Here is a 24,203-nt window from a genome sequence, read left to right on the forward strand (position 1 = left end):
CCCAACAAACCATTAAGCATTAAACAAACGTTCATTAATTAATTTTAATACAATATTAAACACTTGTACAATGGATAATCTGGTTGTATCAATTTGCACTGCATCTTCTGCAGGCTTTAATGGCGCATGCGTACGAGCAGTATCCCTTACATCACGTTTAGCCAATTCTTCTACAACCTGCGCGAGGCTAACATTAATTCCTTTTTCTTTCAACTGTAAATAACGTCTATTTGCTCTTTCCTCTTCACTTGCATATAAAAAAACTTTTAAAATTGCCTTAGGAAAGACCACCGTACCCATATCTCGACCATCTGTAACTAAACCCGGAGGTTGGGCAAAATTACGTTGGCGATCGAGTAAAGCTTGTCTTACTTCCTGGATAGCAGCAATCTGAGACGCATCCTGACCACATTGTTCGCTTCGAATTTCTGCACTAATATCTTCATCATCCAAAATTACTTTTGCTCCATTATCATCCGAGGATGCAAAATGTAAATTTAGAGAGCGCGCGAGTACAGTTAATGCATGCACTTCGTTAAAATCGATTTTGTTTTTCCTGACTGCGTACGCAAGAACACGGTAAATTGCACCGCTATCAAGCATATTCCATTTAAGATGTTTTGCAATTAATTGGCAGAGCGTTCCTTTACCAGTTCCGCTCGGTCCGTCTAGGGTTATTACAGGCACAGTGTCATTGTACATTATCAACAGTTTCCTCTATTTGTAATTGAAGTTCCTTTGCAGTTTCTACAAACAAAGGAAACGAGGTAGCTACATTGACACAATTTTTTATAGTAACAGGATCACTAGCTACAGCCCCAGCGATTGCAAAAGACATGGCAATACGATGATCGCCTCTGCTCTCAACAGTACCTCCATGTAACGTTCCTCCTTCAATTATTATTCCATCATCCAATGCTTGCGCATGAATACCTAATTTTTTTAGACCATCAACCATGGCAGCAATGCGATCACTTTCTTTAAAACGCAACTCGCTTGCACCACGCAGCGAAGTTTGTCCTTGGGCACACGCAGCGGCTATAAAAATAACAGGAAACTCATCAATTGCAAGTGGCACCATGTTTGCTTCAATATTAATTCCCTTTAATGGTGCATGTTTAATTCGTAAATCGGCGACCATCTCCTCACCTAACTGTCGCTGCTCTAAAAGAGTAATATTAGCTCCCATTTCTAACAAAATATGAATTATCCCTGTGCGTGTTGGGTTAAGACCTACATTACGAATGAGAATATCGGAACCAGGGATGATAGAAGCTGCAACAATGAAAAATGCCGCAGACGAAATATCTCCAGGAACATATACGTCTGTGCCTAGACATTCATACGCTGAATTAATAATTAATGTATTATTCGAACGATGTACTGGATAAGAAAAGTTTTTAAGCATTAACTCTGTATGATCACGGCTTATACCTATTTCTGTAATTCGCGTTTCACCCTCAGCATAAAGCCCTGCTAATAAAATACAGGACTTTACCTGAGCACTCGCTTCAGGCATTACATAATGGATCCCTGTAAGTTTTTTTCCGCCTTTAATTGTAATCGGAGGCTTACCGTCTACTGTAGTGATATCAGCACCCATTTGTGTTAGTGGCTTACTAACCCGTAGCATGGGTCTCTTCAATAAACTCTCATCCCCGGTTAATTGACTATCAAACGATTGCGCAGCCAATAATCCTGCTAATAAACGCATGCTGGTTCCGGAATTTCCGCAATCTATCATCTTTTCTGGCTTTTTTAATCCATGCTTACCAACACCGTAAATTACCACTTGCTGTTCATCAGGTCCCTCTATTGTAACTCCCATTGCCTGGAACGCTTTTAGGGTCGCAATGCAATCATCGCCATCGAGAAATCCATTGATAATTGTTGTTCCTTTAGCTATAGAACCAAAAATAATGGAACGATGAGAAATTGACTTATCACCAGGCACAGTGATCTCACCTTTTATTGAATGAACAGGTTTACTTATAAAATTATGTATTCTCACCGACTATATTCCTTTGCAAATTCAGACATGAATTCAATAAGTGCATCAACACCAGCCATAGGCATTGCATTATAGAGACTGGCGCGAATTCCACCTACTAATCGATGTCCTTTTAAAGCATATAAACCTCTGAGTTGAGCCAATCGAAGGAATTCATTCTCTAATTTATCATTTTTGAGTGAAAAACAAACATTAACTATAGAGCGTACTTCAGGATTTACATGTGTAGTATAAAAATCTGTATTGTCCAAATATTGATATAATTTGGCAGCTTTTTCACAGTTTAAGCGGTATATTTCTTCAACCCCTCCCTGCGCTTTCATCCAATCAAAAATTTTATCAGCCAAATAGCAATTAAAAACTGGCGAAGTAGCATAAAGCGAGTGATGCTCTGCTTGAATTTTATAACTTAGCATCGTTGGCACAGGGGGAATAGGCATTCTTTCTAATAAATCATCTCTAATAATTACGATGGTTAATCCAGCATTAGCAATATTTTTCTGTGCTCCAGCGAAAATTAAGCCAAAATTTTTGATATCTACTGGCTCGCTAAGCAGGGCTGACGTCATATCAGCGATTAATGTAATTCCCTTAGAGTTAGGAACATAAGGAAAGCGAACCCCATTTACAGTTTCATTTGGCGTATAGTAAATGTAAGATGTATTTTCTTTTATTTTCCAGTTTTTCGGTTCAGGAATCGTTTTATAACCATTTTCTTCATCACTGGCTATACAATATGCTCTTTTCAAGTGCTCTGCTTCAGAGAAAGCCATATGTGACCATACCCCTGTGACCAGATACCCTGCCTGTTCTTCCGGATTTAAAAGATTCATTGGAATCATGGCAAATTGGGTACGGGCTGCTCCTCCCAAAAATAAAACATGATAATTTTGAGGTATAAAAAGCAAATCTCTTAAGGACTGTTCTGCATGATTTAATAGAGCCGAAAATTCCGGACTACGATGTCCCACCTCTAGAATAGAAACACCGAGATTTTGCCAATCAAGAAACTCTTCCTGAGCTTCCTTAAGAACAGCCTCAGGAAGCATGGAAGGGCCTGCCCCAAAATTATAAACTCGAGTTGTCATCGCTGCTTTCTTCAACTTCAATTTCAATTTCAGTATCTGTTTCATTGTTGGACTCAATGGAGTCCTCACCTAAATCTTCAATCTTTTGCATACCGACTACTTTTTCACCTGGGCTTACATTGATTAAACGAACACCCTGTGTATTTCGACCGATTACAGATAATTCATTGATCTTAAAGCGTACCAATGTACCTTTATCAGTTATTAACATAGCCTCGTCACTATCAGTAACTTGTACTGAGCGAACAACTTTCCCATTACGTTCGGTTACCTGAATGGATATTACACCTTGTCCGCCACGCCCAGAAACCCGATATTCTTCGATTGAAGTACGTTTACCGTATCCATTTTCTGTTGCAGTCAATATGGTTCCATCAGAATGGGCTACTATCAAGGAGATCACTGCTTGTCCCTCTTCGATGCGAATACCTCGGACCCCGCGAGCAGTACGTCCCATAGGCCGCACTTTGCTTTCATCAAAGCGAACTACCTTACCAGCATCAGTAAATAGCATGATATCCTTGCTGCCATCAGTGATATCAACCCCAACTAAACTGTCATCTTCATCCAAGTCAACAGCAATAATTCCATTAGATCTAGGTCTGCTAAACGCATTTAAAGGCACTTTCTTAACTGTTCCCTTTTTCGTGGCCATAAACACATAATAGCCCTCTTGATATTCCCTAACGGGCAACATGGCATTAATTTCCTCACCTTCAGCGAGTGGTAATATGTTAATAATCGGACGGCCACGAGAAATTCGACTGGCTAGGGGAAGTTCATAAGCCTTCAACCAATAAAGCTTTCCATGGTTAGAGAAGCAAAGTAAGGTGTCATGCGTGCTTGCAATAACCAAACGTGAAACAAAGTCCTCATCTTTAACATTTGTTGCGGATTTACCCTTGCCGCCTCGACGTTGCGCTTGATATGCGGTAAGCGGTTGGTATTTTACATACCCTTGATGCGATAGAGTGACCACCACGTTTTCTTCAGTTATGAGGTCTTCCATTGTCAAATCTTCTTGCGATGCTGTGATTTCAGTTCGACGTTCATCACCAAATTGGGTTTTTATTTCAATGAGCTCATCACGAATCACTTGCATGAGTCGCTCTGGAGAAGCTAATATTTCCAACAGTTCGCGAATCAATTTTAATAATTCTTCAAACTCACCTAAAATTTTATCCTGCTCCAAGGCAGTTAAGCGATGAAGTCTTAACTCAAGAATGGCCTGAGCCTGAGCTTCTGATAATTTATATCCATCAACACTTAAACCGAATTCAGGGGCCAAATCATCAGGTCGAGATGCGTTGGAGCCTGCTTTTTCAAGCATCGCCTTAACCATTCCAGGTTGCCACAATTTGGCAAGCAATGCTTCTTTAGCATCCTGAGGTGTTGGTGATTTTTTAATTAAAGCAATCATTTCATCAATATTAGCTAAAGCAATTCCCAACCCTTCTAATAAATGAGCGCGAGCACGGGCTTTTTTCAGTTCAAATAAAGTTCTTCTGGTTACAACTTCACGTCTATGCTTAATAAAATATTCAAGAATTTGTTTTAAATTTAATGTGCGGGGCTGGCCATCAACTAAGGCAACCATATTGATTCCAAATACATTTTGCATTTGAGTATGAGCATACAAATTATTTAAAATAACCTCAGCCACTTCATTACGTTTTAGTTCGATAACGACACGCATACCCTGTTTATCAGACTCATCCCTAAGTCCAGAAATACCTTCAATCTTTTTATCTCGCACCAACTCAGCAATACGCTCAACCAAACGGGCCTTGTTCACCTGGTAAGGAAGCTCCGTGATAATAATGGCTTGTCGCCCTGAATCTTCATCTGTTTCAATTTCTGTTCGCGCTCGAATGATGACACGTCCTTTTCCCGTACGATAGCCTTGAATAATTCCGGCTCGGCCATTAATAATGGACGCTGTGGGAAAATCTGGACCAGGAATAATTTCCATAATGTCATCGAGACTTAATTCAGGATCATCAACCAGAGCAATGCACGCATTGATGACTTCAGTAAGGTTATGCGGTGGGATATTAGTGGCCATACCTACAGCGATACCTGAAGAACCATTAACTAATAAATTAGGTATACGTGATGGCAAAACTACAGGAGCGAATTCTGTTTCGTCGTAGTTAGGGCTAAAATCAACAGTTTCTTTATCAAGATCCGCCAATAAAGCATGGGCCACCTTCGACATTCTTACTTCGGTATATCGCATCGCAGCAGGAGCATCACCATCTACAGAACCGAAGTTACCCTGTCCGTCTACCAAAAGATAGCGCATCGAAAAAGGCTGTGCCATGCGAACTATAGTGTCGTAAACTGCTGTGTCACCATGCGGATGATATTTACCGATTACATCCCCTACCACACGCGCAGATTTTTTATAGGGTTTATTCCAATCATTGCCTAATTCACTCATCGCATAGAGCACGCGTCGATGAACCGGTTTCAATCCATCACGAACATCAGGCAAAGCCCTGCCTACAATGACACTCATCGCATAATCTAAGTAAGATTGCTTTAACTCATCTTCAATATTAACTGGCAAGACTTCTTTAGCTAGATAAACCATAGTTTGGAGGTATCCTTGACGGTAATTTTTTAATAATAAAGGATACCACACAGAGGGATTTAATTAAATCATCTCAACTAAAATGTAGACTTGGAAAATGGCACAATGTCAGGATAAACGATAAAATGCAAGTGAGGTCTTCGCCCTTTCTTGACGCGAGAAATTTATTATATTTTACTGTTATTCTTAGAAATTCTAAACCATAATAAAATTGACTGTAAGTGCTCATTTTGTATATAGTGCCACGCACAATTCAAATGAATCCTTTATCAGGAGAAGCAATGACAAAAAAAACAGCTAAACTTAGCCTAGAAGGCCAAGAGCCGCTTCAATTACCAGTATACACACCTACATTAGGGAATGATGTAATTGATATCACGCAACTGGGTGCGCGTGGCGTCTTTACCTTTGATCAGGGTTTTTTATCGACTGCCTCCTGTGAATCCAAAATCACCTATATCGATGGTGATAAAGGCATATTACTTTACCGTGGTTATCCTATTGAGCAATTGGCTGAGAAAAAGGATTTTCTTGATGTAAGTTATCTTTTACTCAATGGGGAATTGCCCAATGCTGAAGAGAAAAAGAAATTTGTTAATTTAATTAACAACCACACTATGGTACATCAGCAAATGTATCAGTTCTTAAACGGTTTCCGTCGTGATGCTCATCCAATGGCAATTATGGTCGGTATGGTTGGTGCTCTATCTGCATTTTATCATGACACCATGGATTTAAATAATGCTGAAGATCGCTTTATTTCTGCAATTCGTATGGTTGCTAAAATGCCCACTTTTGCAGCAATGAGTTATAAATACTCAATAGGATTACCTTATATATATCCGCAAAATAAAATGTCATACGCCGAAAATTTCTTGCATATGATGTTCAGCGTTCCTACAGAGGAATCCACCCCAGATCCAGTTCTAGTACGTGCTATGGATACGATTTTCATATTGCATGCGGATCATGAGCAAAATGCTTCAACTTCTACTGTTCGCCTTGCTGGATCAACTGGTGCCAATCCTTTTGCATGCATCTCTGCAGGGATCGGTGCATTGTGGGGACCTGCGCATGGTGGGGCAAATGAAGCATGTCTCAATATGCTTAAAGAAATTGGCAGTGTTGATCGCATTCAACATTACATCAAACGAGCAAAAGACAAAGATGATCCATTCCGATTAATGGGATTTGGCCATCGTGTTTATAAAAGCTATGACCCTAGAGCAAAAGTAATGCGCCAAACCTGCTATGATGTTTTGGAAGCTGTGGGAGCAAAAGATGCTCCATTATTCAAACTCGCTATGGAACTTGAACGCATTGCCCTTGAAGATGATTATTTTATTGAGAAAAAACTTTATCCCAATGTTGATTTTTATTCGGGTCTGACTTTAAGTGCTATAGGAATTCCAACCAATATGTTTACGGTAGTTTTTGCTCTAGCCCGTACTGTTGGCTGGATGAGTCATTGGATGGAGATGGTTGCCACCAAATCAAGAATTGGTAGACCTCGTCAGCTTTATACTGGTGAAAAAACCAGAGATGTTCCCTAAAATCAGTGTAGAAACTTTGGAAAAAGTCTAATTTGAGTCCAGGTTGGGTGAAAATGATTCACAAAAACGCCGTATATATGTCTATGTGAGTATTTTGAGAATTATTTTCACCCAATCTGAATAAACTTTATTCTTTTATTTTTTGTAAAGCCTGTCTCCAACCACGATAATCCAGTTCCACTTGTTCTAAAGATCTTTGAGGTATAAACGCTTGCTCTACATCCCAACGTGCATGCAGTTCATCCAAAGAGTTAAAAACGCCACACCCCAAAGCCGCTAATATTGCTGCCCCCTGGGCTGTTGTTTCAATATTTTTGGGTTTTTGGACCTCTAATTGACATTGATCAGCTAAAAATTGTAAAAACCATCCGTTGACAGACATTCCACCATCAACGCGTAATAGTGATAGGTCCAATTGACTATCTTCTCGCATACAAAGGCATACTTCTCGAGTTTGATAGCAAACCCCTTCTAATGCAGCTCTGGCAAAATGCGCCCTATTGCTCGATAAACTTAAACCAACTATGGATGCTCCAGGCGCTGATAGCCAGTGAGGAGCACCTAAACCTGTAAATGCGGAAACGAGATAAACCCCCTCATTTCCACTTAATGAATTCGCCAGTGTCTCAGTTTCATCATCATTGTCAATCAGTTTCATGGAGTCTCTTAACCATTTTACAGCTGTACCAGCATGATAAATGCTTCCTTCCAGTCCATAAGTTGTTTGTCCCTGAATCTTATAAGCAATAGTTGTTAAAAGTTTATGTTGTGATAATACGGGTTTACCTCCCGTATTGAGTAATAAAAATGCCCCAGTACCAAAAGTTGCTTTTACCATTCCCATTTTGAAGCAGCATTGACCAACTAATGCAGCTTGTTGATCACCAGCAACTCCTGTAATTGGTAGTTCAATACCAAGCCACTGTTTATCAATTATTCCAAAATGGCTGTCACTGGCACAAACTTTAGGTAAAACGGATTCAGGGATCTTAAAATAATTAAGTAAATCTAAATCCCATTGTTCTTCGTTAATATTAAATAGCATCGTTCTTGACGCGTTGGTCACATCAGTCAAATGCAAATGTTCTGTGGTTAAACGCCAAATCAGGAAACTATCAATGGTACCAAAAGCTAAGTCACCCTTATCTGCCAATATTTTTGCTTCAGGATTATTTTCTAAAAGCCATTTTAATTTAGTTGCGGAAAAATAAGGATCGGGAATTAAACCAGTTTTCTCTTGAATCATGGATGCATCAGCTACCAAAGTCTGGCAATATTCAGCGGTTCTACGATCCTGCCATACAATAGCTGGGGCAAGACATAAACCAGTTTTTTTATTCCAGATTACCGTAGTTTCTCTTTGATTTGTTAAGCCACAAGATACTATGTGATCTACAGTAACTTGAGATACCACATCCCGCATTGCAGTTAAAGTTTTTTGCCATATTTCTTCCGGATCATGTTCGACCCAACCTGCTTGAGGATAATACTGCATGAGCGGATATTGACTGGAGGCAACTAATTCTCCATGAACAGTGTATATCATGGCACGTGTGCTGCTCGTTCCTTGATCTAGCGCAAGTAAATAATTCATTGTTGCAGAGTTCCTTATCCCATGTGTATATTGTAAGTGTATACTTTTTTTGTGGAGACCAAAATATGAATTCGGTTTTTGATGTTGCAATTATTGGTGGCGGCATCAATGGCTGTGGTTGTGCTGCGGATGCGGCATTAAGAGGATTGTCTGTAGTGCTCCTGGAGCAAGATGATTTAGCCTCTAAAACATCCTCAAGCAGTACAAAGCTCATTCATGGCGGGTTAAGATATTTAGAAAATTATGAATTTGGAATGGTTAAAAAAGCAATAACCGAAAGACAAAGACTCTTAGACCTAGCGCCGCATTTAGTCCATCCTCAAGCCATGGTTCTCCCCTATGAAAAACACATGCGTTCCGCTTGGTTTTTGCGTTTAGGTTTATTTATTTATGATCATTTAAACAGTAAAAATCGCTTGCCTAAATGCAAAGTAATTTATAAAAAAAGTAAAAAGGAATATTTTTCTGCCCTAATCAATAAACTGAATATGGGATTCCTCTTCTATGACGCTGTCACTGATGACGCTCGCCTAACCATTGCTAATGCAATTCAGGCGAAAAATCATGGAGCCAGCATACGAACGTACTCTACAGTAATTCATGCTGAAATTGTAAATAATTTATGGCAATTAACAGTACAACCTAAAACAGGCTCAAACTATATACTCTATGCCAAATCAGTGGTAAACGCAGCGGGACCATGGGTTAAATCAGTCGAACAACTTACTCAAACTCCAGACCGACAAAAAATTAGTTTAATTAAGGGGAGCCATATTATTGTCCCGCAAATTTATGAGGGTAATCACGCATATTTATTACAACATCAGGACAAGCGTATCATCTTCGTTATTCCTTATCACGGATTTAGTATGATAGGTACAACCGATATTCCGTTAACTGATGATAATCCAGGAAATGCAAGTATTAGTAATGAAGAAATTCAGTATTTAATTAAATTAGTTAATTTATATTTTGAATGCAAAATATCCGAAAAAGATATTATCTATACTTGGAGTGGCATTAGGTCTTTACTTGCCGATGAAAACAAGGAAGCAAGCGCTTTAAGTCGTGACTATTCCTACAAAATACATTTTAAACCGACGCCTATTGTTACAATTTATGGTGGTAAAATAACCACTTACCGCCAATTGGCAGAAGATGTCATTAATCAGCTGCTGCAAACATTCCCACAAATGGGCCCCTCGATGACAGCCTCAACTCCCTTGCCGGGGGCTGTTTTTGAAGGAATGAATTTTGAGCAATATACGCAATATGCTAAGGAGAAATACAAATGGATGGATAAAGACCTATTGCAGCGCTATTTATATACTTATGGAAGTCGTATGGAACTATTTCTTGCTCCTTGTAATAGTAGAGAATCCTTAGGGAAAAAGTACTGTACCTACCTTTATCAAGTTGAAGTAGATTATTTGATTTTAGAAGAATGGGCGCAAAGCTGTGATGATATACTCAAGCGACGAACCAAGCTCGATATCATCATTGATGAAGCAGGAAAGAAAGAACTTACAAAATACTTATCGCAAGTTATTTCTCATCCTTTTCTTCAAGCTCCGCTTTTATTGCACTGACATCAACTGCCACTGCTTGCTCAACCAACTCCTTGAGCGTAGAGGCTGGCATACTGCCAGCATTTGAATAAATTACAATCCCTTCTTTGAAAACCATCAGATGAGGAATTGAGCGTATTTCAAAAAAGTCAGATAATTGTTGCTCTGCTTCAATGTTTACTTTTGCAAATTTTATATTAGGAAACTGTTCAGCAACTTGCTCATAAACCTTAGAAAATTGCTTACATGGAGCACACCAGTCAGCCCAAAAATCAATAAACACAATTTCATTTTTATCAATTAAAGATTGGAATTCAGCATTAGTTATATTGAGGCTGGCCATATTTCTTCCTTAGCTTCGATCGAGCTGACAATTTTTTGAAAGACCTCATCTACATCACCCGTACCGCTAATACTATGAAACTCAGGAGCACCATGAGTACCACTCTCAGCCCATGATTTATAGTAATTGACTAAAGGTGCTGTTTGACTGCGATAAACTTCTAAACGTTTTCTTACAGTTTCTTCTTTATCGTCTTCGCGTTGGATTAAAGCTTCACCGGTAATATCATCTACTCCCTCGCGCTTTGGAGGATGGTTGTGAATATGGTAAACACGACCAGAAGGTTGATGAATACGTCGCCCACTGATTCGTTTAATGATTTCCTCATCATCGACATCAATTTCAATGACATGATCTAAATAGATTTCTTCCTGCTTCAGAGCATTTGCCTGTACAATTGTTCTAGGGAAGCCATCAAATAGAAAACCATTGGCGCAGTCACTCTTTTTTAATCGTTCTTTAACTAAACCAATAATAATGTCATCGGGTACCAGACCGCCTGTCTCCATAATCTTTTTAGCACTTAGTCCCAAGGGAGTTCCTTGTGCAATAGCCGCACGCAGCATATCACCTGTGGAGATTTGCGGAATTTGATAACGTTCTATCAAACGCAAAGCCTGGGTTCCTTTTCCTGCACCCGGCCCACCCAAAAGCATTAATCGCATTAAAAAAACTCCTTAGTAATCTATATTACTGAATATATTATTACTTATTAAACCATATAAATTCAAATATAACCTAGTTTCCGCCTCGCCACGTCCAGGCTACCACCTTGTTGACCCCCTAAAACCAGGATCGTGATTCAAACCTCTTTTTACACGAATTAAGTTGCGCTGCATAAAGTTGTGAACGCACTTTTACTTTGCGAGCAACAGGGATTAACCATGATTTTCTCAAATAGGTTTTACGCTGATAACCACCTATACCTTCATGGTAGGCTAAATAAAGTGAATAAGCGTCTGTACGCGGAATTCTTGCCTTTTTATAAGCTTCATTTGCATACCAGCCAATGAAATCCACACCATCACTAAAATCACCGCGTGAAGCAAACCATCCTCCACAATTTTGTTTGTAATGATTCCAGGTACCGTCTAATGCTTGGGTATATCCATAAGCTGAAGAAGGTCTTTTCCAGGGAATAAGACAGAAGAGTTTTTTACGTGCAGGTCGTGCTCGGGCATTAAATTTTGATTCCTGATGGATAATAGCCATTTGCACTGGAATTGGAACCCTCCATCGGCGTTCAACATCCTTGGCCTCTTTATACCATTTAGGATATTGTCTAAATATATTGCAAAGGTTATTGACATCCGCAGGAGGATGGCTAACACAAGCAGTAAGAAACAAAGCAAACAACAAAAAGGCTATTCGCAACTTCTTAAAATTTTGTAATAGAGCGTCCATGAGCAGCCAAACAATAAAAACATCATTTTAACAAATTTAAGCACTACAATCCACGAATGATGAACTCAAAATAAGTTGTTATTTTAAAAAATAAATTACTATTTCCCTGAATTACCCCGTGTTAAGATATAGATTCATTCATGATAAATTAAGTTAAGCCAATGACTATTCTTGTATTCGATATAGAGACAATCCCTGATATTGAAACTGGACGTAATTTATATGATCTGCATGGATTGTCTGATAAGGATACTGCAGAGGCGATGTTTGCTTTACGTCGAGCCAAAGTTGGTCATGATTTTTTACCTCATTATTTGCAAAAAATTTGTGCTATTTCTTTAGTTATGAGCCACGGATCTCAAATAAAAGTTTGGTCTTTAGGTGATGAGTCCTCTGATGAAAAAGAACTAATAACTCGTTTTTTTGCTGGAATTGACAAACATACCCCAACTTTAGTCAGTTGGAATGGCAGTGGCTTCGATTTGCCGGTTTTACACTATCGCTCCTTATTCCATGGGATTACAGCACCTACTTATTGGGAAAACGGTGAAAATCAACAAAATTTCCGTTGGAACAATTACTTAAGTCGATTCCATTATCGACATCTTGATCTTATGGATGTTATTGCAGGATATCAAAATAAAGCTTTTGCTCCCTTGGACGAGATATCCAGTATGCTTGGATTCCCTGGAAAAATGGGTATGAGTGGCTCTAAAGTATGGGAACACTATTTATTAGGCCAAATAAAAAGTATTCGCGATTATTGCGAGACAGATGTGCTCAATACCTATTGTGTTTTTCTACGATTTGAGCTGATGCGAGGCATACTTCAATATGATGAATATCATCGTGCATTGGAGTTACTCAAAACATATTTAAGCTCCGAGCAAGAGAAAATACATTTACAAGAATTTTTAAACCATATGGCATAAAACAAATTCTCATCTCTCACCCTGCGGCTTGTCTGCTGGGGCCAGTGGTTTCCGCGAACAAGCCGTGGGGGCGGGATATCGGAGTAAAGCCGAGCTGATCTTTCAACGATGTATATAGATTTAGATGATTCATCCACGCCGCAATTTTAGATTGTAAAAGATCGATGACCAGTAAAAGATGACTCTAATCGATCTGCCTCAATAACTGCAAGGGCATTCTTATACTCTTCGCTTTGTAAAAGATCCAAAGTTTTTGCGAAACGCTCTTTCCCCAAATTTTCATATTCATTCTTCCCCACAGATTTGGCGTCATTTGCCAATTGGGTCCATGACCAAAGAGTTATCCACCACTCCACAACCGGTTTATACGCGTTGAACCATGCCAAGATTGAATCTGTAAGCTTTTCTTTCCCAAAATACGCAGTTAAATAAATTAACTCTTGTTCTTTGCTGAGTTTTGCTTCTCTTGCAAAATAAACAAGATCCCACATAAAGTCGTTATTGCTTGAATATTCCCAATCAATTTGATAAAAAACCTCCTGTTTCTTTAATCCCAAAAGCGACATCAAGTAGTTCAATGGTGTTGAATCATTATGGCATGGACTCATTTCAATTTCATAAGAAGAGAACAAATTCTTCAAATACAACATCTGTTTCACTACAAAATCCATTTCCTTGGGGAAAACAAAATTTTTTATTTTCAAGCGCTCCACTAATCCTTCATTACGTTCAAAAACAGCAGTATCATTATCAAAGCGTTCCGAGGTATGTAACTTTTTTGCCATACCGGCTAGAGTTTGCAATATGTCAACACGTTGTAATGTTTTTTCATCTAAAACTTGAGCATTTTCTATAAACTTAGTTAATAGCAATCCATCTGGAGCAAAATGTCCTATAGGCACATTAAGACCTAAAAGCGATGCCTTACGTGCATTTTCTAATTCGTGTTTACGTGATGCGGAAAATAATGATACTTCTCCAGGGATTCGTAATACCCACCGTTGGGGTTTGCTACGCTCAATAAACTCTGGACTGACAACAGGAGATTTTATGAGCGATTTGGCTATATTGGGCCCCAATTGGACTCGGTATACAGTATTTGTCATTCCTCCCGACATTAATTTTAGTCTTAATACATCAAGGCCTACCTTAGAAAGCAGTGGAATGCGATGAATCGTTGGCAATAAATTTATATATTTTTGGGCTAATTTTACGAGTTCGTTCCATTGATGATTAACAAGGGATGCCTTGAACTGCGAAGCGGGATCAAGTAGACTAAGGATGTAGATCATTAAATGTTCATTAATTCTGGGTTTGCCGCTGTCTTCGCCAAAAAAATACCATTTCATAAGATTGTTTCGCAAAATTGAACATCAACAGAGTATATAAAAATTAGTCATAGAATTACAGAGTAGTACACTTAAAGAAAAAATTAATCAACAAGGGTCTTGTTATGGCTGAACCCCTTATTCCTATATCAAAAAAACAAGCACTTATATTTACCTGCTTTTTTGTCATGTATGAGTTCTTAACTTATATTGCCAACGACATGATTATGCCCGGCATGATTCATGTTGTTCATTCTTTTAACGCGCCTGAATCTGTTGTAGCGACCTCTTTGAGTGTTTATATTCTTGGAGGGGCAAGCCTGCAAATCTTTTTAGGGCCTATATCGGATAGTTATGGGCGCAGGCCTATGATGCTGCTTGGTGCATTCCTATTCTTTATTTTTACTTTATTTATTGCCTGCTCTAATTCAATGAGCCAGTTTTTGATTGCACGCTTTTTTCAAGGTATGGGCTTATGCTTTATTGGGGTAATCGGCTATGCAACAATCCAAGAGATTTTTGAAGAGATGGATGCGATTCGCTTAATAGCGATTATGGCAAATATTGCGATTCTTGCCCCATTATTAGGTCCTCTCATCGGAGCCATAGTCATTCATTATACTTCATGGCGTTACATCTTTGTGACCATTGCGTTTGGAGCTCTTGCTACATTATGGGGATTGTGGCGATACATGCCAGAACCTATAGGACAAATAAAGAAGAATGGAGAACTAATTCCTAAAACCAAATTCTCAGCCCATAAAGTATTTAAAAACTATAAAGATCTCTTTACCAATAAAAGGTTTTGCTTTGGTACTTTAGCTGCCGGGACAGTGGGTATTCCCTGTATTGCCTGGATTGCATTAGCGCCGATCATTTTGATTGTTGAGGCGAAACTTACAGTAATTCAATATGGGCTTTGGCAACTTCCTGTATTTGGTGCAACCATTCTAGGCAATTGGTTTTTACACAAATTAACCTACAAATACAAAATTGAACAAATAGTTTTTTTAGGCTGTTTTATCATGATTTTTGGGGCAGTTTTAACTTCTTTGCTTCCTTTTCTTTATGGGAATGCCTATTATTATTTGCTGCCTGGAATAATTATTTACTTCTTTGCGCTGAGTGTGATTAATGCACCTCTAAATAGATACTGTCTTTTTGTAACGCCGGTAAGCAAAGGCACCGCATCTGCACTAGTTAGTCTATGTGTTATGGTTGTGGGTGCAATAGGAACAGAAATAGCCAATTTATTTTATAAACAACACAATAACCTTCATTTTGCGCTTTATTGTAACGCAATCCAATTCATATTCCTGATATTTATAGGATTAACTTTTTTACCTAAAGATCCAGTCGCAGATGAAAATAAAGAGATATGAGTGACAACAACTAACACGTAGCATATCTTGCTGTTCTTTACTCCTGAGCCGTTTAAGGGCACTATAGATTTAAAAATATTTGCACAAAGGTCTCTCATGTAAACTAACTAGGGTGATGACTCTTTTAACAGGCAACTTTAAACTGACTTGAATTTTTATTAAATTCATATTAAATCTATTAAGTTATTCGACGCACTCTATTGCCAACATTCATTCTTAAGGACAAGAAATGCTAAAGAAAATCCAAATGTTCTCTTTATTAATAGCGAGCACATTGTTCTCTACAGTTTCGGCAGAAACATACAAAGTCGCAGCCACAAAAGACACAGTAACTCTTGGCCTATTTACCCTGGATAAAACACCTGTTGTTAAAGTTCACTCTGGAGATTCCGTATCTCTAGAAACTTGGAACAGTTGCTTGCATGAAATGGTCTTTAATAAAACAACACCCGCTGAAGTTGCAAAATTCTATACAAAATATGACATTCAAAAAAGACGTGGCATGCATAGCTTAACCGGCCCTGTTTATATTGAAGAAGCAGAGCCCGGAGACGTACTTGAGATTCGAGTGTTAGATATCAAATTAAATGATTTCGGATATAATTTTTTAAGCCCTACACAAGGGATTTTATCAGAGTTTACTAAACCAAGAATCATGTACTTCAAATATGATAAAGAAAAGAACACCACGGAATTCACCAAGGGCATATGCTTACGCCTAAAACCCTTTCCGGGAGTTATCGCAGTAGCTCCACCTCGAGATTGGCCTGATGGATGGCCAGTGAATTTAGAAACTCATATGGGCCAACCTGTTCCAGGACAGTTCAACTCAGTCCCGCCAGGCCCCTTTGGGGGGAACCTTGACCAACCAAGCCTGCAAGCAGGATCCATTCTTTATCTGCCCGTTTTTCAAAAAGGTGCTTTAGTTTGGACAGGTGATTCACATGCCATGCAGAGTAATGGGGAGATTGATGTCACAGCACTCGAGACCTCCTATGAAGGAATCACGCTCCAATTTATTGTAAGAAAAGATTTAAAAGCTGAAGGGGTATTTGATAAAACCAAACGAAATGGGAACAGTTTATTCACATGGCCTATTGTCGAAAATGCTGAGGAATGGATAATAATGGGTTTACATGAAAACCTGTTTGAAGCGATGCAGCTTGCCTCTAAGAATGCAATTGACTTTTTAGTACGCACCCAGGGGTTCACGCCGCAAGAAAGTTACCAATTTTTAAGCATGGTAGGTGATTTCAAGATTCCAGAAGCAGTCAATGTCATTAAAAACGTAGCTGTTCATATTCCTAAAGAAACGTTCATGCACAATGGGAAGGCGACCACACTTAGTGCTGAAGGCAAGTTCCCTCTCGCAACGCCTAAGATCAATGAAAAGGCAACCTGTGTGCCTCAAGAAGGCAAAATTATTGAATAACCTTTAGGTAAAAAAATGAATAAGATCTCAGTTTACTTATGCTTATACCTCACGGCTTCAATTTCCTTTGCTACTCAAATTGTGCTTGATAATAAAACAGATTACCCTGCAAAAGATAATCGAGGCAAAATAGCAGTGCAATGGGTAACATCCGCTGAGGCCATTAATGAAAGCAATAAAACCATCATTAATGGTTCAAAATTAGATTTAAGTTCTCTTAAGATTCTCTCTCAAAAGGGGGAAATCAAGCTTACTCTACCTAATCATGCCAATTACTTTAGAGTAGTGGTTTGGTCAACTGGCAAAAAGGGGCCTGATTTACTTACAAACTGGGTAGATATTGTTCCTGATAAAACCTATATTGTAAACCAAGACCAACTTGCATCAGCAATATTAATGTCAGGTGCAGGCTGCTAGTCCGTCAAAATTTTTTTTAAGCTTGTGGCAGTTTCTAGGAACCTATTAAAGCCACAAGCTTATAAAATTGCTTCCTCCAAGTCTGAATATCCCCTTGTTCCATCTGTACTTTTTTGAACACTCGATACGGCTCAATTCCTGTAACAATTGTTGATTTAGGTCCTAGAAATTATTGAATCCAGCTTGAGAAAAGTATATGGTGAACGATGTAAAGAAAAACATGTGCATGTCTATGCTTTTAAAAGAAAAAATATGATCAAATTATTATTTTTTACCTTACTTATTCTCTTAGATAGTATTTATACTATTGCTAATTCCAAGGCATCACAATCTGTCCCTATAGAATCAACGATCACGATATCAAACCCCAAAACTTTAGCAAGTAATTCGAGCATAAGTTCTAACCCAGCTGCGGTCAATGTGACAACTGGATCGGGCGTTATTCAACGTTATTTAGAGGAAAAACTAGGCATCCAAAATAATCATGGAATTATGTTTCAAGGTGCTTGGATAGGTGATACGAATGAATTGTTTTCAGGAGGAATTTCAGATGCTGATCGTGTGACATCCAATAGCGTACTTTTATTGGATCTTACTGTAGATACGGAGCAGTTTAATGGGTGGAATGGAGGATTATTTAGCGCTCAGTTTCTGCAACAAAATGCTCAGAATACCAATGCGCAAGCAGGTATTATTCAAGGGTATAATTCATTGCCAGATGTTTATCCTTTTAACCGATCCGAGCTTTATGCGCTTTGGTATAGACAAGCCCTTTTTGACAAAAAAATGTTTGTTCGAATTGGAAAAACGATCACCACACTTGATTTTAATAACGTAATCAAGCCCGCATCACTTAGTTCTCATGCCCCCAATATCCCTGCTGTGACAAGCTTGATTTATACTCCAATTTTCATCAATCCATCAGTAGATGGGGTAATGCCGGGCTATACGAATACCGCATATGGTATTACCATGACATTAGCCCCTATTACACAATGGTACATTTCCTATGGCATATATGATGGCAATTTGGCCAGTGGCAAACAAACAGGATTATCAGGTCCAACGTTCAATGGAAATTATTTTCAGGTTGGTGAAACCGGTGGAGCCTGGGTTGTAGGCAAAAATCATCGTCCAGGTACTGCGGGAATAGGTGTATGGCATCAAACAGGATTAATTCGCCAGCACGATCTTACAGAAAAGGGAGCAACAGGTGCTTATCTATTTGGTTCCCAGCGCTTATGGTATCGTCATCCTGGATATGACATTAGTGGAATTTCTGCGTTCTATCAATACAGTATCAATAATTCCAGCGTTTTACCGATGAAACAATCCATTGGTGCAGGTTTGACTGTATTTGGCCTTATTGCAAATCGTGAAGGAGACTCACTTGGAACAGGATTTTCTCTTGCTTGGCTCAATCATAGGATTACAAATCGCTCTTCTGAGTTAATGTATCAAATTTATTATCAGGCAAAAATAATGAACAATATATATCTTGAACCTGCACTTTCATACATACCTACTCCGGGACAAGATACTCATTTACCTCCTGCATTTGCTGGAACATTACGTGCTATTGTATTGGCATAAAAGCAATTACTGCAGATACTATTTGATAAATCACCTCATTTTTATCTAAATAAACATCATACACATCAAGTATTTGACATGAGCAGCACTAAATAATTACCATTTAATTCGGTATGACTTAAATTATGCGCAATCTAATTAATCTATAAAACACCTGCCATCGAAATATAGCTGTATTTTCAAAGGAAAAATCATGACTGTTGAACTCATACAAACTGGAAAGGAAGATACGAATAATTATGAACAATACTTACAAGATTTAGGCTATACTGACTTAAACAAAAATGTAAAAGAAGATGTTATTGCAGTCTGGAAATTTTTCTGCAATGAAGAATTGGTATTACGGGGTTTAAAAAAGTTCGTAACTGCATATTTCTTATTTTACCAAGAAGAAAATAGATCTTTGCGCCAGTTTTTCGATGATTGGGGAAGCAAAAATCATTTTAATACACCAACCTCTTCCGAGATTAGTACGGAATTTGAAACTAGCCCTGGTTTTAAGTATCCCAAACACACACCCATTTTGCATGGTGAATTAACTGCTGATCTTTTTAATAATATTCTATTAAAAAATGGTTATTTAGCTGCAGATGCGGGGGCTGGTCCAGCACATGGAAAATGGGCTCACACGATTCAATTTTTTCTTTTAGAAGAAGCTCTAAAAGAAGGTATTTTGCAATTGCATGCGCAAAGTGTTTGCCAATTTATACAAACGATCTCACAAATCAAAGGAATGTTTGAATCATTAAGCTTATGGAATATTCTATTTGATTCTTTTGATGAGCATATTTTTACTTCACCTAATAACATTACCAAGATCTTAACGAGTTCGTGGGATTCTTCAGAGGCAGCTCAATTTCTAGCTGCTAAATTTAATGCTTTTGAAGAGAAATTTAATCGAATTGCAAAAGAGGAAAAATGCTATGAAGGTTATGCCAAACAAAAGTATTTAAGCAGATTACATGAAGCAAATTATATTTTTTATAAAGACAAATGTGCTTTATTATGGTTTGCATCAAAGAATAAAGAAGAGAAAAGCGATACAGATAACTTAGGGAGTGTATGCACATCCTTTTTAGAAGTTTAAGAGTGCTGAAGCTCACCTCTTCCTGAATTGAAAAGATGAGCTAAGCAATTACAATGAGTGCTGCTTCTGATGTGCTGGATGTGACTCTTTAAGAATGAAGCTTGCAATAAGCAAACTGGCTAAAAAGCATATTGGCATTACCATTAAGGCAACCTGGTAACTTTCAACACTGTATACATGCGCCCCATCCACTACATGCCATAAGTTAGTATGCTGTAATATGTAACCTACTAAGGGCTGAAATATCGCACCACCTAACACAACTGAAAGATTATTAAAACCTGAAGCAGTACCAACAAACTCAGGAGGGTTATTTTCTTTGACCACTGCAAAACTTACCGTTTGTCCACCTGCTCCTAAACCCAGTACAAAGAGAACAAGGGGCGCCCATCCATAAGACAATCCAGGCAAATACAATAGGACCAATGTGGCAAATAATCCTAAAAATGCACTAATAATCAGAGCAATACGTCGGCTTTCAATCCTATCGCTGAACCATCCTAAGAGAGGGCTCCCCACACCTATTCCAATCCAAATCATACTGCATAATCCTGAAGCAGCAACTAAGTTTATTTGAAATTTTTCTTGTAAATATGGAACTCCCCAGAGTGCGGCAAAAACTGCAATTGGAGCCCAGATTGTGAACGCATAACTGCCTATTATCCAAGTATAACCATGTTTGCACACTGCAATAAGTCGTTTCCATTCATCGCGTAGGTAATGTTCAGGAACTGATTGACTTTTCTGGTGCGGATAATCTCGAATATACAACCAAAAAAATGCGGCTAAAATAAAGCCAATAATCGAAAGGATAAAACTTGCATTCCGCCACCCCACAGCCTGAATTAAGTAGGCAAGAGGCATTTCACCAAAAATGGCACCAACCGAACTCATCAATTGGGCAACTCCTGCCAAAATGGCAAAATAATATGGAGGAAACCATCGCGATAAAAGAACCAGCACACCTATAAAAGAAAATGCGGAGCCAATACCAATAAGGAACCTGCCGATACACGCAGTGAATACACTGTCTGTTGAAGCAAAAAAAGCAGATCCAAGCGCACATAGTATAATTGCAAAAGTCATTAATTTTCGCGGACCATAACGATCGTATAAGACACCAGCAGGTATTTGCGTGGGCGCGTAAGCATAAAAATAAAATGCAGATATAACTCCAAATCCTTGTCCAGTGACCCCAAAAGTTTTCATCATGGATTCCGCCATAACGCTGGGTGCTACTTGCAAAATGAATTCGTATAAATAAAATGATGCCGCGAGAAAAAATATAAAATAAGCAGTTACGAGACTTGTGCCCGTTCCTTGACTTGTACTTTTAGAATAATGTGCGCTCAATTTAAGGTCACTCCGTTTGAAATTCCACATTTAAGCCTATACATATTTATTTTGTCAATATAAACTTGCTAGACAAGCAAATACAGTGCTTTTTCGCTTTTCATTTTGAGATACAAAACCTGGTCAACAGGCAGAAAAATAACTATTTCAACTCCTGATTCTACTGCAGCTTACTTAGGCCGGTGATTTTCTTTCACATCATTTTATAACAGGATAGATCGCACCTAAAATTGCTGGTTGTCGTGCGCCAGTAATAGTACATAAATCCACTGGAATTTGATTTATCGTTTGTTCAGCAAGCCAAGCAAACATCATTGCTTCCAAGTAATCAGGGCTAAGGCCTATTTCAGCAATACTTTTTACCTTGGTTTGAGGCAACAATTCAATCAACATATGCAATAAAGCAGAATTATGAGTGCCTCCTCCACATAAGTACATTGTTTCAGCATGATTTTGTTCATTTAATACTGTATCCGCAATTGTTTTAGCAGTAAATGCAAGCAGAGTTTTTTGTACGTCTGCAGGTTGATACTGTTCTTTTAAATGGCCCTCTAACCATAATAAAGAAAAGTATTCTTTTCCTATACTTTTGGGGGATGGCGAATTAACGAACGAATCAGACATTAGCATTTCAAGAAGAGGTTCGATAACTTTACCTTGCCGCGCCCATACTCCATTAGCATCATAAGATTTTCCCTGGTGTTTCATGATCCATGCATCCATTAAACAATTTCCAGGGCCTACGTCCCAGCCTTTAATTGGCTCATTTGCATTAATCAATGTAATATTCGCGATGCCCCCTATATTCACTACAGCGACATGATTATTTTCATTACCAAATAATTTGTAATGATAAAGAGGCGCAAAAGGAGCTCCTTGCCCCCCCAGCACTAGATCACGGGTTCGAAAATCAGCCACAACCGTGATACCTGTTAATGCAGCGATAGTGTGAGCACATCCCAGCTGTAAAGTATAGGGAATAGTGCACTGAGTATTATGACATACTGTTTGGCCGTGACTCCCTATGGAGCAAATATCACTGGCTGATAATTTTGCTTTCTGTAATAATTCATTTACTGCATAGGCAAATTCTCTTCCAATTAAGGTATTGAGCTGACAAATAGATGCGACACTTAAATCTGAACCCGAAAGCAGCTTCTCCATCCGCATTACTACTTCGTTACTGTATTTTTTAGTAATTCCATAAAGCAGCGTATTTGTTGATACATCAACAAGAGCCGCATCAATACCATCCATACTTGTTCCGGACATCAAGCCAATGTACAGAGTCATTAATTAATCCTCAATTTATCGCCAGTAACACTATGTAGTTACAATCTGAAACAAGTATAAAAGTTATTCGTAGTAATTTCAGCTATTTCATCATAGGACATATTACGAAGCTCAGCGATAGCCTCGGCTACATGCTTCACAAGTGCAGGATGATTTTGTTTGCCACGATAAGGCACTGGAGCTAAATAGGGGGAATCCGTTTCAATAAGTATTCTATTTAGAGGCACCTTACGGGCTACATCTTGAAGTGCAATTGCATTTTTAAATGTAACAATTCCTGAAAATGAAATATAAAAATTTAAATCCATCGCTTTATGTGCGATGTCCAAACTTTCAGCAAAACAATGCATGACGCCACCAATTTGATGTGCATTTTCTTCTCCCATTAATGCTATCGTATCATCTGCCGCCTGGCGAGTATGAATAATTAAGGGTTTTGAAGATTTTAATGCAGCTTTTATATGTTCTCTGAAAAGGTTCCGCTGTATCTCCTGAGCTTCTTCGGTATGGGTTCGATAATAATCCAAACCTGTTTCGCCTATGGCAATACATGCTGGATTTACCGCCAAATCACATAGCATTTGTGCTGTAACAGGATATTCCATTTCAGTATTGGGATGAACACCTACAGAAATGCTGATATTAGAATATTTTGCTGCAAGTTTTTCTAATTGTGGATAATCTTTTAATTCGACGCAAACAGATAAAAAATGCTGCACGCCATTAGCTTTTGCTTGAGCCAGTACATTGGCTATATCATCATTGAAATCTGCTAAATCGAGAAAATTCAAATGACAGTGCGAATCAACTAACATGGATGCCCTCATTAAATATTATGCGTTCTAAATTGTATCGGTTAATTGCGAGGATTTTAACATACCTGCTAAATAGGTCTCTATTTTATTACACAGGTAGCGGCTGTTTTCACCAATAAATTGTACCCCTATTCCAGGTACTTTATTAGCCTGAGCGCCTTTGGGAGTAATCCAAATCACCTTACCATCGACTACGTAGAGTTCATCTTCATCTATTAATTTAATCAATAACTTAACCATTGAACCAAACAAATAATCGCTATTAGTACGGATAAATAATCCGCCTCCTTTTATAAAAGGCATATAAGCTGCATATAGTGCTGATTCATTAAGAAATGTGCAATTGATTTGAGGAATTGTATCCATCATCGCCTTCCTTTATATCCCTTAATTTTCAGTAAAATCAAAATATTA

The 24,203-nt window shown here is 38.4% G+C and carries 21 protein-coding genes; 8 read left to right on the top strand and 13 right to left on the bottom strand.

Annotated features, from left to right (window positions below; translation table 11 throughout):
* Positions 1–12 precede the first annotated feature (12 nt).
* The 4 genes from cmk to gyrA are packed head-to-tail and all read right to left on the bottom strand — an operon-like array spanning position 13 to position 5,695.
* Complete coding sequence (cmk, locus tag LXO92_RS11795; protein ID WP_182349785.1) at positions 13–702, bottom strand: (d)CMP kinase; 690 nt, start codon at positions 700–702, stop codon at positions 13–15.
* Positions 692–2,011: a 3-phosphoshikimate 1-carboxyvinyltransferase gene (gene aroA / locus LXO92_RS11800; RefSeq protein ID WP_370529162.1), complete on the bottom strand. Its 1,320-nt coding sequence runs from the start codon at positions 2,009–2,011 to the stop codon at positions 692–694. Before aroA ends, cmk begins: the two co-directional genes overlap by 11 nt.
* The gene (serC, locus tag LXO92_RS11805; protein ID WP_182352826.1) at positions 2,008–3,099 is read right to left on the bottom strand and encodes a 3-phosphoserine/phosphohydroxythreonine transaminase; all 1,092 of its coding nucleotides are present in this window, start codon (positions 3,097–3,099) and stop codon (positions 2,008–2,010) included. The genes aroA and serC overlap by 4 nt, the downstream gene beginning before the upstream one ends.
* Complete coding sequence (gene gyrA / locus LXO92_RS11810; protein WP_232891026.1) at positions 3,080–5,695, bottom strand: DNA gyrase subunit A; 2,616 nt, start codon at positions 5,693–5,695, stop codon at positions 3,080–3,082. The genes serC and gyrA overlap by 20 nt, the downstream gene beginning before the upstream one ends.
* A 281-nt stretch (positions 5,696–5,976) precedes the next feature.
* Here gyrA and gltA point away from each other — a divergent pair, with 281 nt between their 5' ends.
* Complete coding sequence (gene gltA, locus LXO92_RS11815) at positions 5,977–7,248, top strand: citrate synthase (protein ID WP_182349787.1); 1,272 nt, start codon at positions 5,977–5,979, stop codon at positions 7,246–7,248.
* 127 nt (positions 7,249–7,375) lie between these two features.
* On the opposite strand, the gene glpK is transcribed toward gltA, so the two are convergent.
* The gene (gene glpK, locus LXO92_RS11820; RefSeq protein WP_182349788.1) at positions 7,376–8,842 is read right to left on the bottom strand and encodes a glycerol kinase GlpK; all 1,467 of its coding nucleotides are present in this window, start codon (positions 8,840–8,842) and stop codon (positions 7,376–7,378) included.
* A 65-nt stretch (positions 8,843–8,907) separates the two neighbouring features.
* Here glpK and glpD point away from each other — a divergent pair, with 65 nt between their 5' ends.
* The gene (gene glpD / locus LXO92_RS11825; RefSeq protein ID WP_182349789.1) at positions 8,908–10,431 is read left to right on the top strand and encodes a glycerol-3-phosphate dehydrogenase; all 1,524 of its coding nucleotides are present in this window, start codon (positions 8,908–8,910) and stop codon (positions 10,429–10,431) included.
* Here glpD and LXO92_RS11830 read toward each other — a convergent pair.
* From LXO92_RS11830 to LXO92_RS11840, 3 genes are all read right to left on the bottom strand, one after another.
* Positions 10,388–10,753 carry a thioredoxin family protein gene (locus LXO92_RS11830; RefSeq protein WP_182349790.1) on the bottom strand — a complete coding sequence of 122 codons (366 nt, stop codon included), beginning with the start codon at positions 10,751–10,753 and terminating at the stop codon, positions 10,388–10,390. The genes glpD and LXO92_RS11830 overlap by 44 nt on opposite strands.
* Positions 10,735–11,418, bottom strand: coding sequence for an adenylate kinase (adk, locus tag LXO92_RS11835; RefSeq protein WP_182349791.1), 684 nt, complete (start codon positions 11,416–11,418; stop codon positions 10,735–10,737). Before adk ends, LXO92_RS11830 begins: the two co-directional genes overlap by 19 nt.
* 118 nt (positions 11,419–11,536) lie before the next feature.
* Complete coding sequence (locus LXO92_RS11840) at positions 11,537–12,157, bottom strand: transglycosylase SLT domain-containing protein (RefSeq protein WP_182349792.1); 621 nt, start codon at positions 12,155–12,157, stop codon at positions 11,537–11,539.
* A gap of 161 nt (positions 12,158–12,318) precedes the next feature.
* Between LXO92_RS11840 and LXO92_RS11845 the strand changes: the two genes are divergently transcribed.
* Entirely contained in the window at positions 12,319–13,089 is a 771-nt protein-coding gene (locus LXO92_RS11845) for a 3'-5' exonuclease (protein WP_182349793.1), read from the top strand.
* A gap of 146 nt (positions 13,090–13,235) precedes the next feature.
* Here LXO92_RS11845 and LXO92_RS11850 read toward each other — a convergent pair whose 3' ends face one another.
* Positions 13,236–14,438, bottom strand: a complete 1,203-nt coding sequence (locus LXO92_RS11850) for a phosphotransferase (RefSeq protein ID WP_182349794.1) — start codon at positions 14,436–14,438, stop codon at positions 13,236–13,238.
* A gap of 104 nt (positions 14,439–14,542) precedes the next feature.
* On the opposite strand from LXO92_RS11850, the gene LXO92_RS11855 reads away from it, so the two are divergent.
* From LXO92_RS11855 to LXO92_RS11875, 5 genes are all read left to right on the top strand, one after another.
* Entirely contained in the window at positions 14,543–15,799 is a 1,257-nt protein-coding gene (locus tag LXO92_RS11855; protein ID WP_232891027.1) for an MFS transporter, read from the top strand.
* Between the two features lie 229 nt (positions 15,800–16,028).
* The gene (locus LXO92_RS11860) at positions 16,029–17,231 is read left to right on the top strand and encodes an acetamidase/formamidase family protein (protein ID WP_182349796.1); all 1,203 of its coding nucleotides are present in this window, start codon (positions 16,029–16,031) and stop codon (positions 17,229–17,231) included.
* 15 nt (positions 17,232–17,246) lie between these two features.
* Positions 17,247–17,648, top strand: a complete 402-nt coding sequence (locus LXO92_RS11865; RefSeq protein ID WP_232891028.1) for a hypothetical protein — start codon at positions 17,247–17,249, stop codon at positions 17,646–17,648.
* 252 nt (positions 17,649–17,900) lie between these two features.
* Positions 17,901–19,241, top strand: a complete 1,341-nt coding sequence (locus tag LXO92_RS11870) for a carbohydrate porin (protein WP_340163007.1) — start codon at positions 17,901–17,903, stop codon at positions 19,239–19,241.
* A 193-nt stretch (positions 19,242–19,434) separates the two neighbouring features.
* Positions 19,435–20,328, top strand: a complete 894-nt coding sequence (locus LXO92_RS11875) for a LirA/MavJ family T4SS effector (protein WP_232891030.1) — start codon at positions 19,435–19,437, stop codon at positions 20,326–20,328.
* A 48-nt stretch (positions 20,329–20,376) separates the two neighbouring features.
* Here LXO92_RS11875 and LXO92_RS11880 read toward each other — a convergent pair whose 3' ends face one another.
* From LXO92_RS11880 to LXO92_RS11895, 4 genes are all read right to left on the bottom strand, one after another.
* Positions 20,377–21,681, bottom strand: coding sequence for an MFS transporter (locus LXO92_RS11880; protein ID WP_182349798.1), 1,305 nt, complete (start codon positions 21,679–21,681; stop codon positions 20,377–20,379).
* Positions 21,682–21,879: 198 nt separating this feature from the next.
* On the bottom strand, positions 21,880–22,974 hold the full coding sequence (locus LXO92_RS11885; protein WP_182349799.1) for an anhydro-N-acetylmuramic acid kinase: 1,095 nt from the start codon (positions 22,972–22,974) through the stop codon (positions 21,880–21,882).
* Positions 22,975–23,012: 38 nt separating this feature from the next.
* The gene (locus LXO92_RS11890; protein ID WP_182349800.1) at positions 23,013–23,789 is read right to left on the bottom strand and encodes a TatD family hydrolase; all 777 of its coding nucleotides are present in this window, start codon (positions 23,787–23,789) and stop codon (positions 23,013–23,015) included.
* Between the two features lie 27 nt (positions 23,790–23,816).
* Complete coding sequence (locus tag LXO92_RS11895) at positions 23,817–24,155, bottom strand: PilZ domain-containing protein (RefSeq protein WP_182352828.1); 339 nt, start codon at positions 24,153–24,155, stop codon at positions 23,817–23,819.
* Between the last annotated feature and the right edge of the window lie 48 nt (positions 24,156–24,203).

It is taken from the genome of Legionella resiliens (genome assembly GCF_021344005.1).
In the GTDB taxonomy this organism is placed as follows: Bacteria; Pseudomonadota; Gammaproteobacteria; order Legionellales; family Legionellaceae; genus Legionella; species Legionella resiliens.

Excerpts from the sequence above, each read along its gene's own strand:
- LXO92_RS11870 (WP_340163007.1), top strand. The coding sequence starts at position 17,901 with ATGATCAAATTATTATTTTTTACCTTACTTATTCTCTTAGATAGTATT.
- LXO92_RS11865 (WP_232891028.1), top strand. The coding sequence starts at position 17,247 with ATGAATAAGATCTCAGTTTACTTATGCTTATACCTCACGGCTTCAATT.
- LXO92_RS11830 (WP_182349790.1), bottom strand. The coding sequence starts at position 10,753 with ATGGCCAGCCTCAATATAACTAATGCTGAATTCCAATCTTTAATTGAT.
- gltA (WP_182349787.1), top strand. The coding sequence starts at position 5,977 with ATGACAAAAAAAACAGCTAAACTTAGCCTAGAAGGCCAAGAGCCGCTT.
- LXO92_RS11885 (WP_182349799.1), bottom strand. The coding sequence starts at position 22,974 with ATGACTCTGTACATTGGCTTGATGTCCGGAACAAGTATGGATGGTATT.
- glpK (WP_182349788.1), bottom strand. The coding sequence starts at position 8,842 with ATGAATTATTTACTTGCGCTAGATCAAGGAACGAGCAGCACACGTGCC.
- gyrA (WP_232891026.1), bottom strand. The coding sequence starts at position 5,695 with ATGGTTTATCTAGCTAAAGAAGTCTTGCCAGTTAATATTGAAGATGAG.
- LXO92_RS11875 (WP_232891030.1), top strand. The coding sequence starts at position 19,435 with ATGACTGTTGAACTCATACAAACTGGAAAGGAAGATACGAATAATTAT.
- glpD (WP_182349789.1), top strand. The coding sequence starts at position 8,908 with ATGAATTCGGTTTTTGATGTTGCAATTATTGGTGGCGGCATCAATGGC.
- serC (WP_182352826.1), bottom strand. The coding sequence starts at position 3,099 with ATGACAACTCGAGTTTATAATTTTGGGGCAGGCCCTTCCATGCTTCCT.
- LXO92_RS11845 (WP_182349793.1), top strand. The coding sequence starts at position 12,319 with ATGACTATTCTTGTATTCGATATAGAGACAATCCCTGATATTGAAACT.
- adk (WP_182349791.1), bottom strand. The coding sequence starts at position 11,418 with ATGCGATTAATGCTTTTGGGTGGGCCGGGTGCAGGAAAAGGAACCCAG.
- LXO92_RS11840 (WP_182349792.1), bottom strand. The coding sequence starts at position 12,157 with ATGGACGCTCTATTACAAAATTTTAAGAAGTTGCGAATAGCCTTTTTG.
- LXO92_RS11860 (WP_182349796.1), top strand. The coding sequence starts at position 16,029 with ATGCTAAAGAAAATCCAAATGTTCTCTTTATTAATAGCGAGCACATTG.
- LXO92_RS11890 (WP_182349800.1), bottom strand. The coding sequence starts at position 23,789 with ATGTTAGTTGATTCGCACTGTCATTTGAATTTTCTCGATTTAGCAGAT.
- cmk (WP_182349785.1), bottom strand. The coding sequence starts at position 702 with ATGTACAATGACACTGTGCCTGTAATAACCCTAGACGGACCGAGCGGA.
- LXO92_RS11855 (WP_232891027.1), top strand. The coding sequence starts at position 14,543 with ATGGCTGAACCCCTTATTCCTATATCAAAAAAACAAGCACTTATATTT.
- LXO92_RS11895 (WP_182352828.1), bottom strand. The coding sequence starts at position 24,155 with ATGGATACAATTCCTCAAATCAATTGCACATTTCTTAATGAATCAGCA.
- LXO92_RS11850 (WP_182349794.1), bottom strand. The coding sequence starts at position 14,438 with ATGAAATGGTATTTTTTTGGCGAAGACAGCGGCAAACCCAGAATTAAT.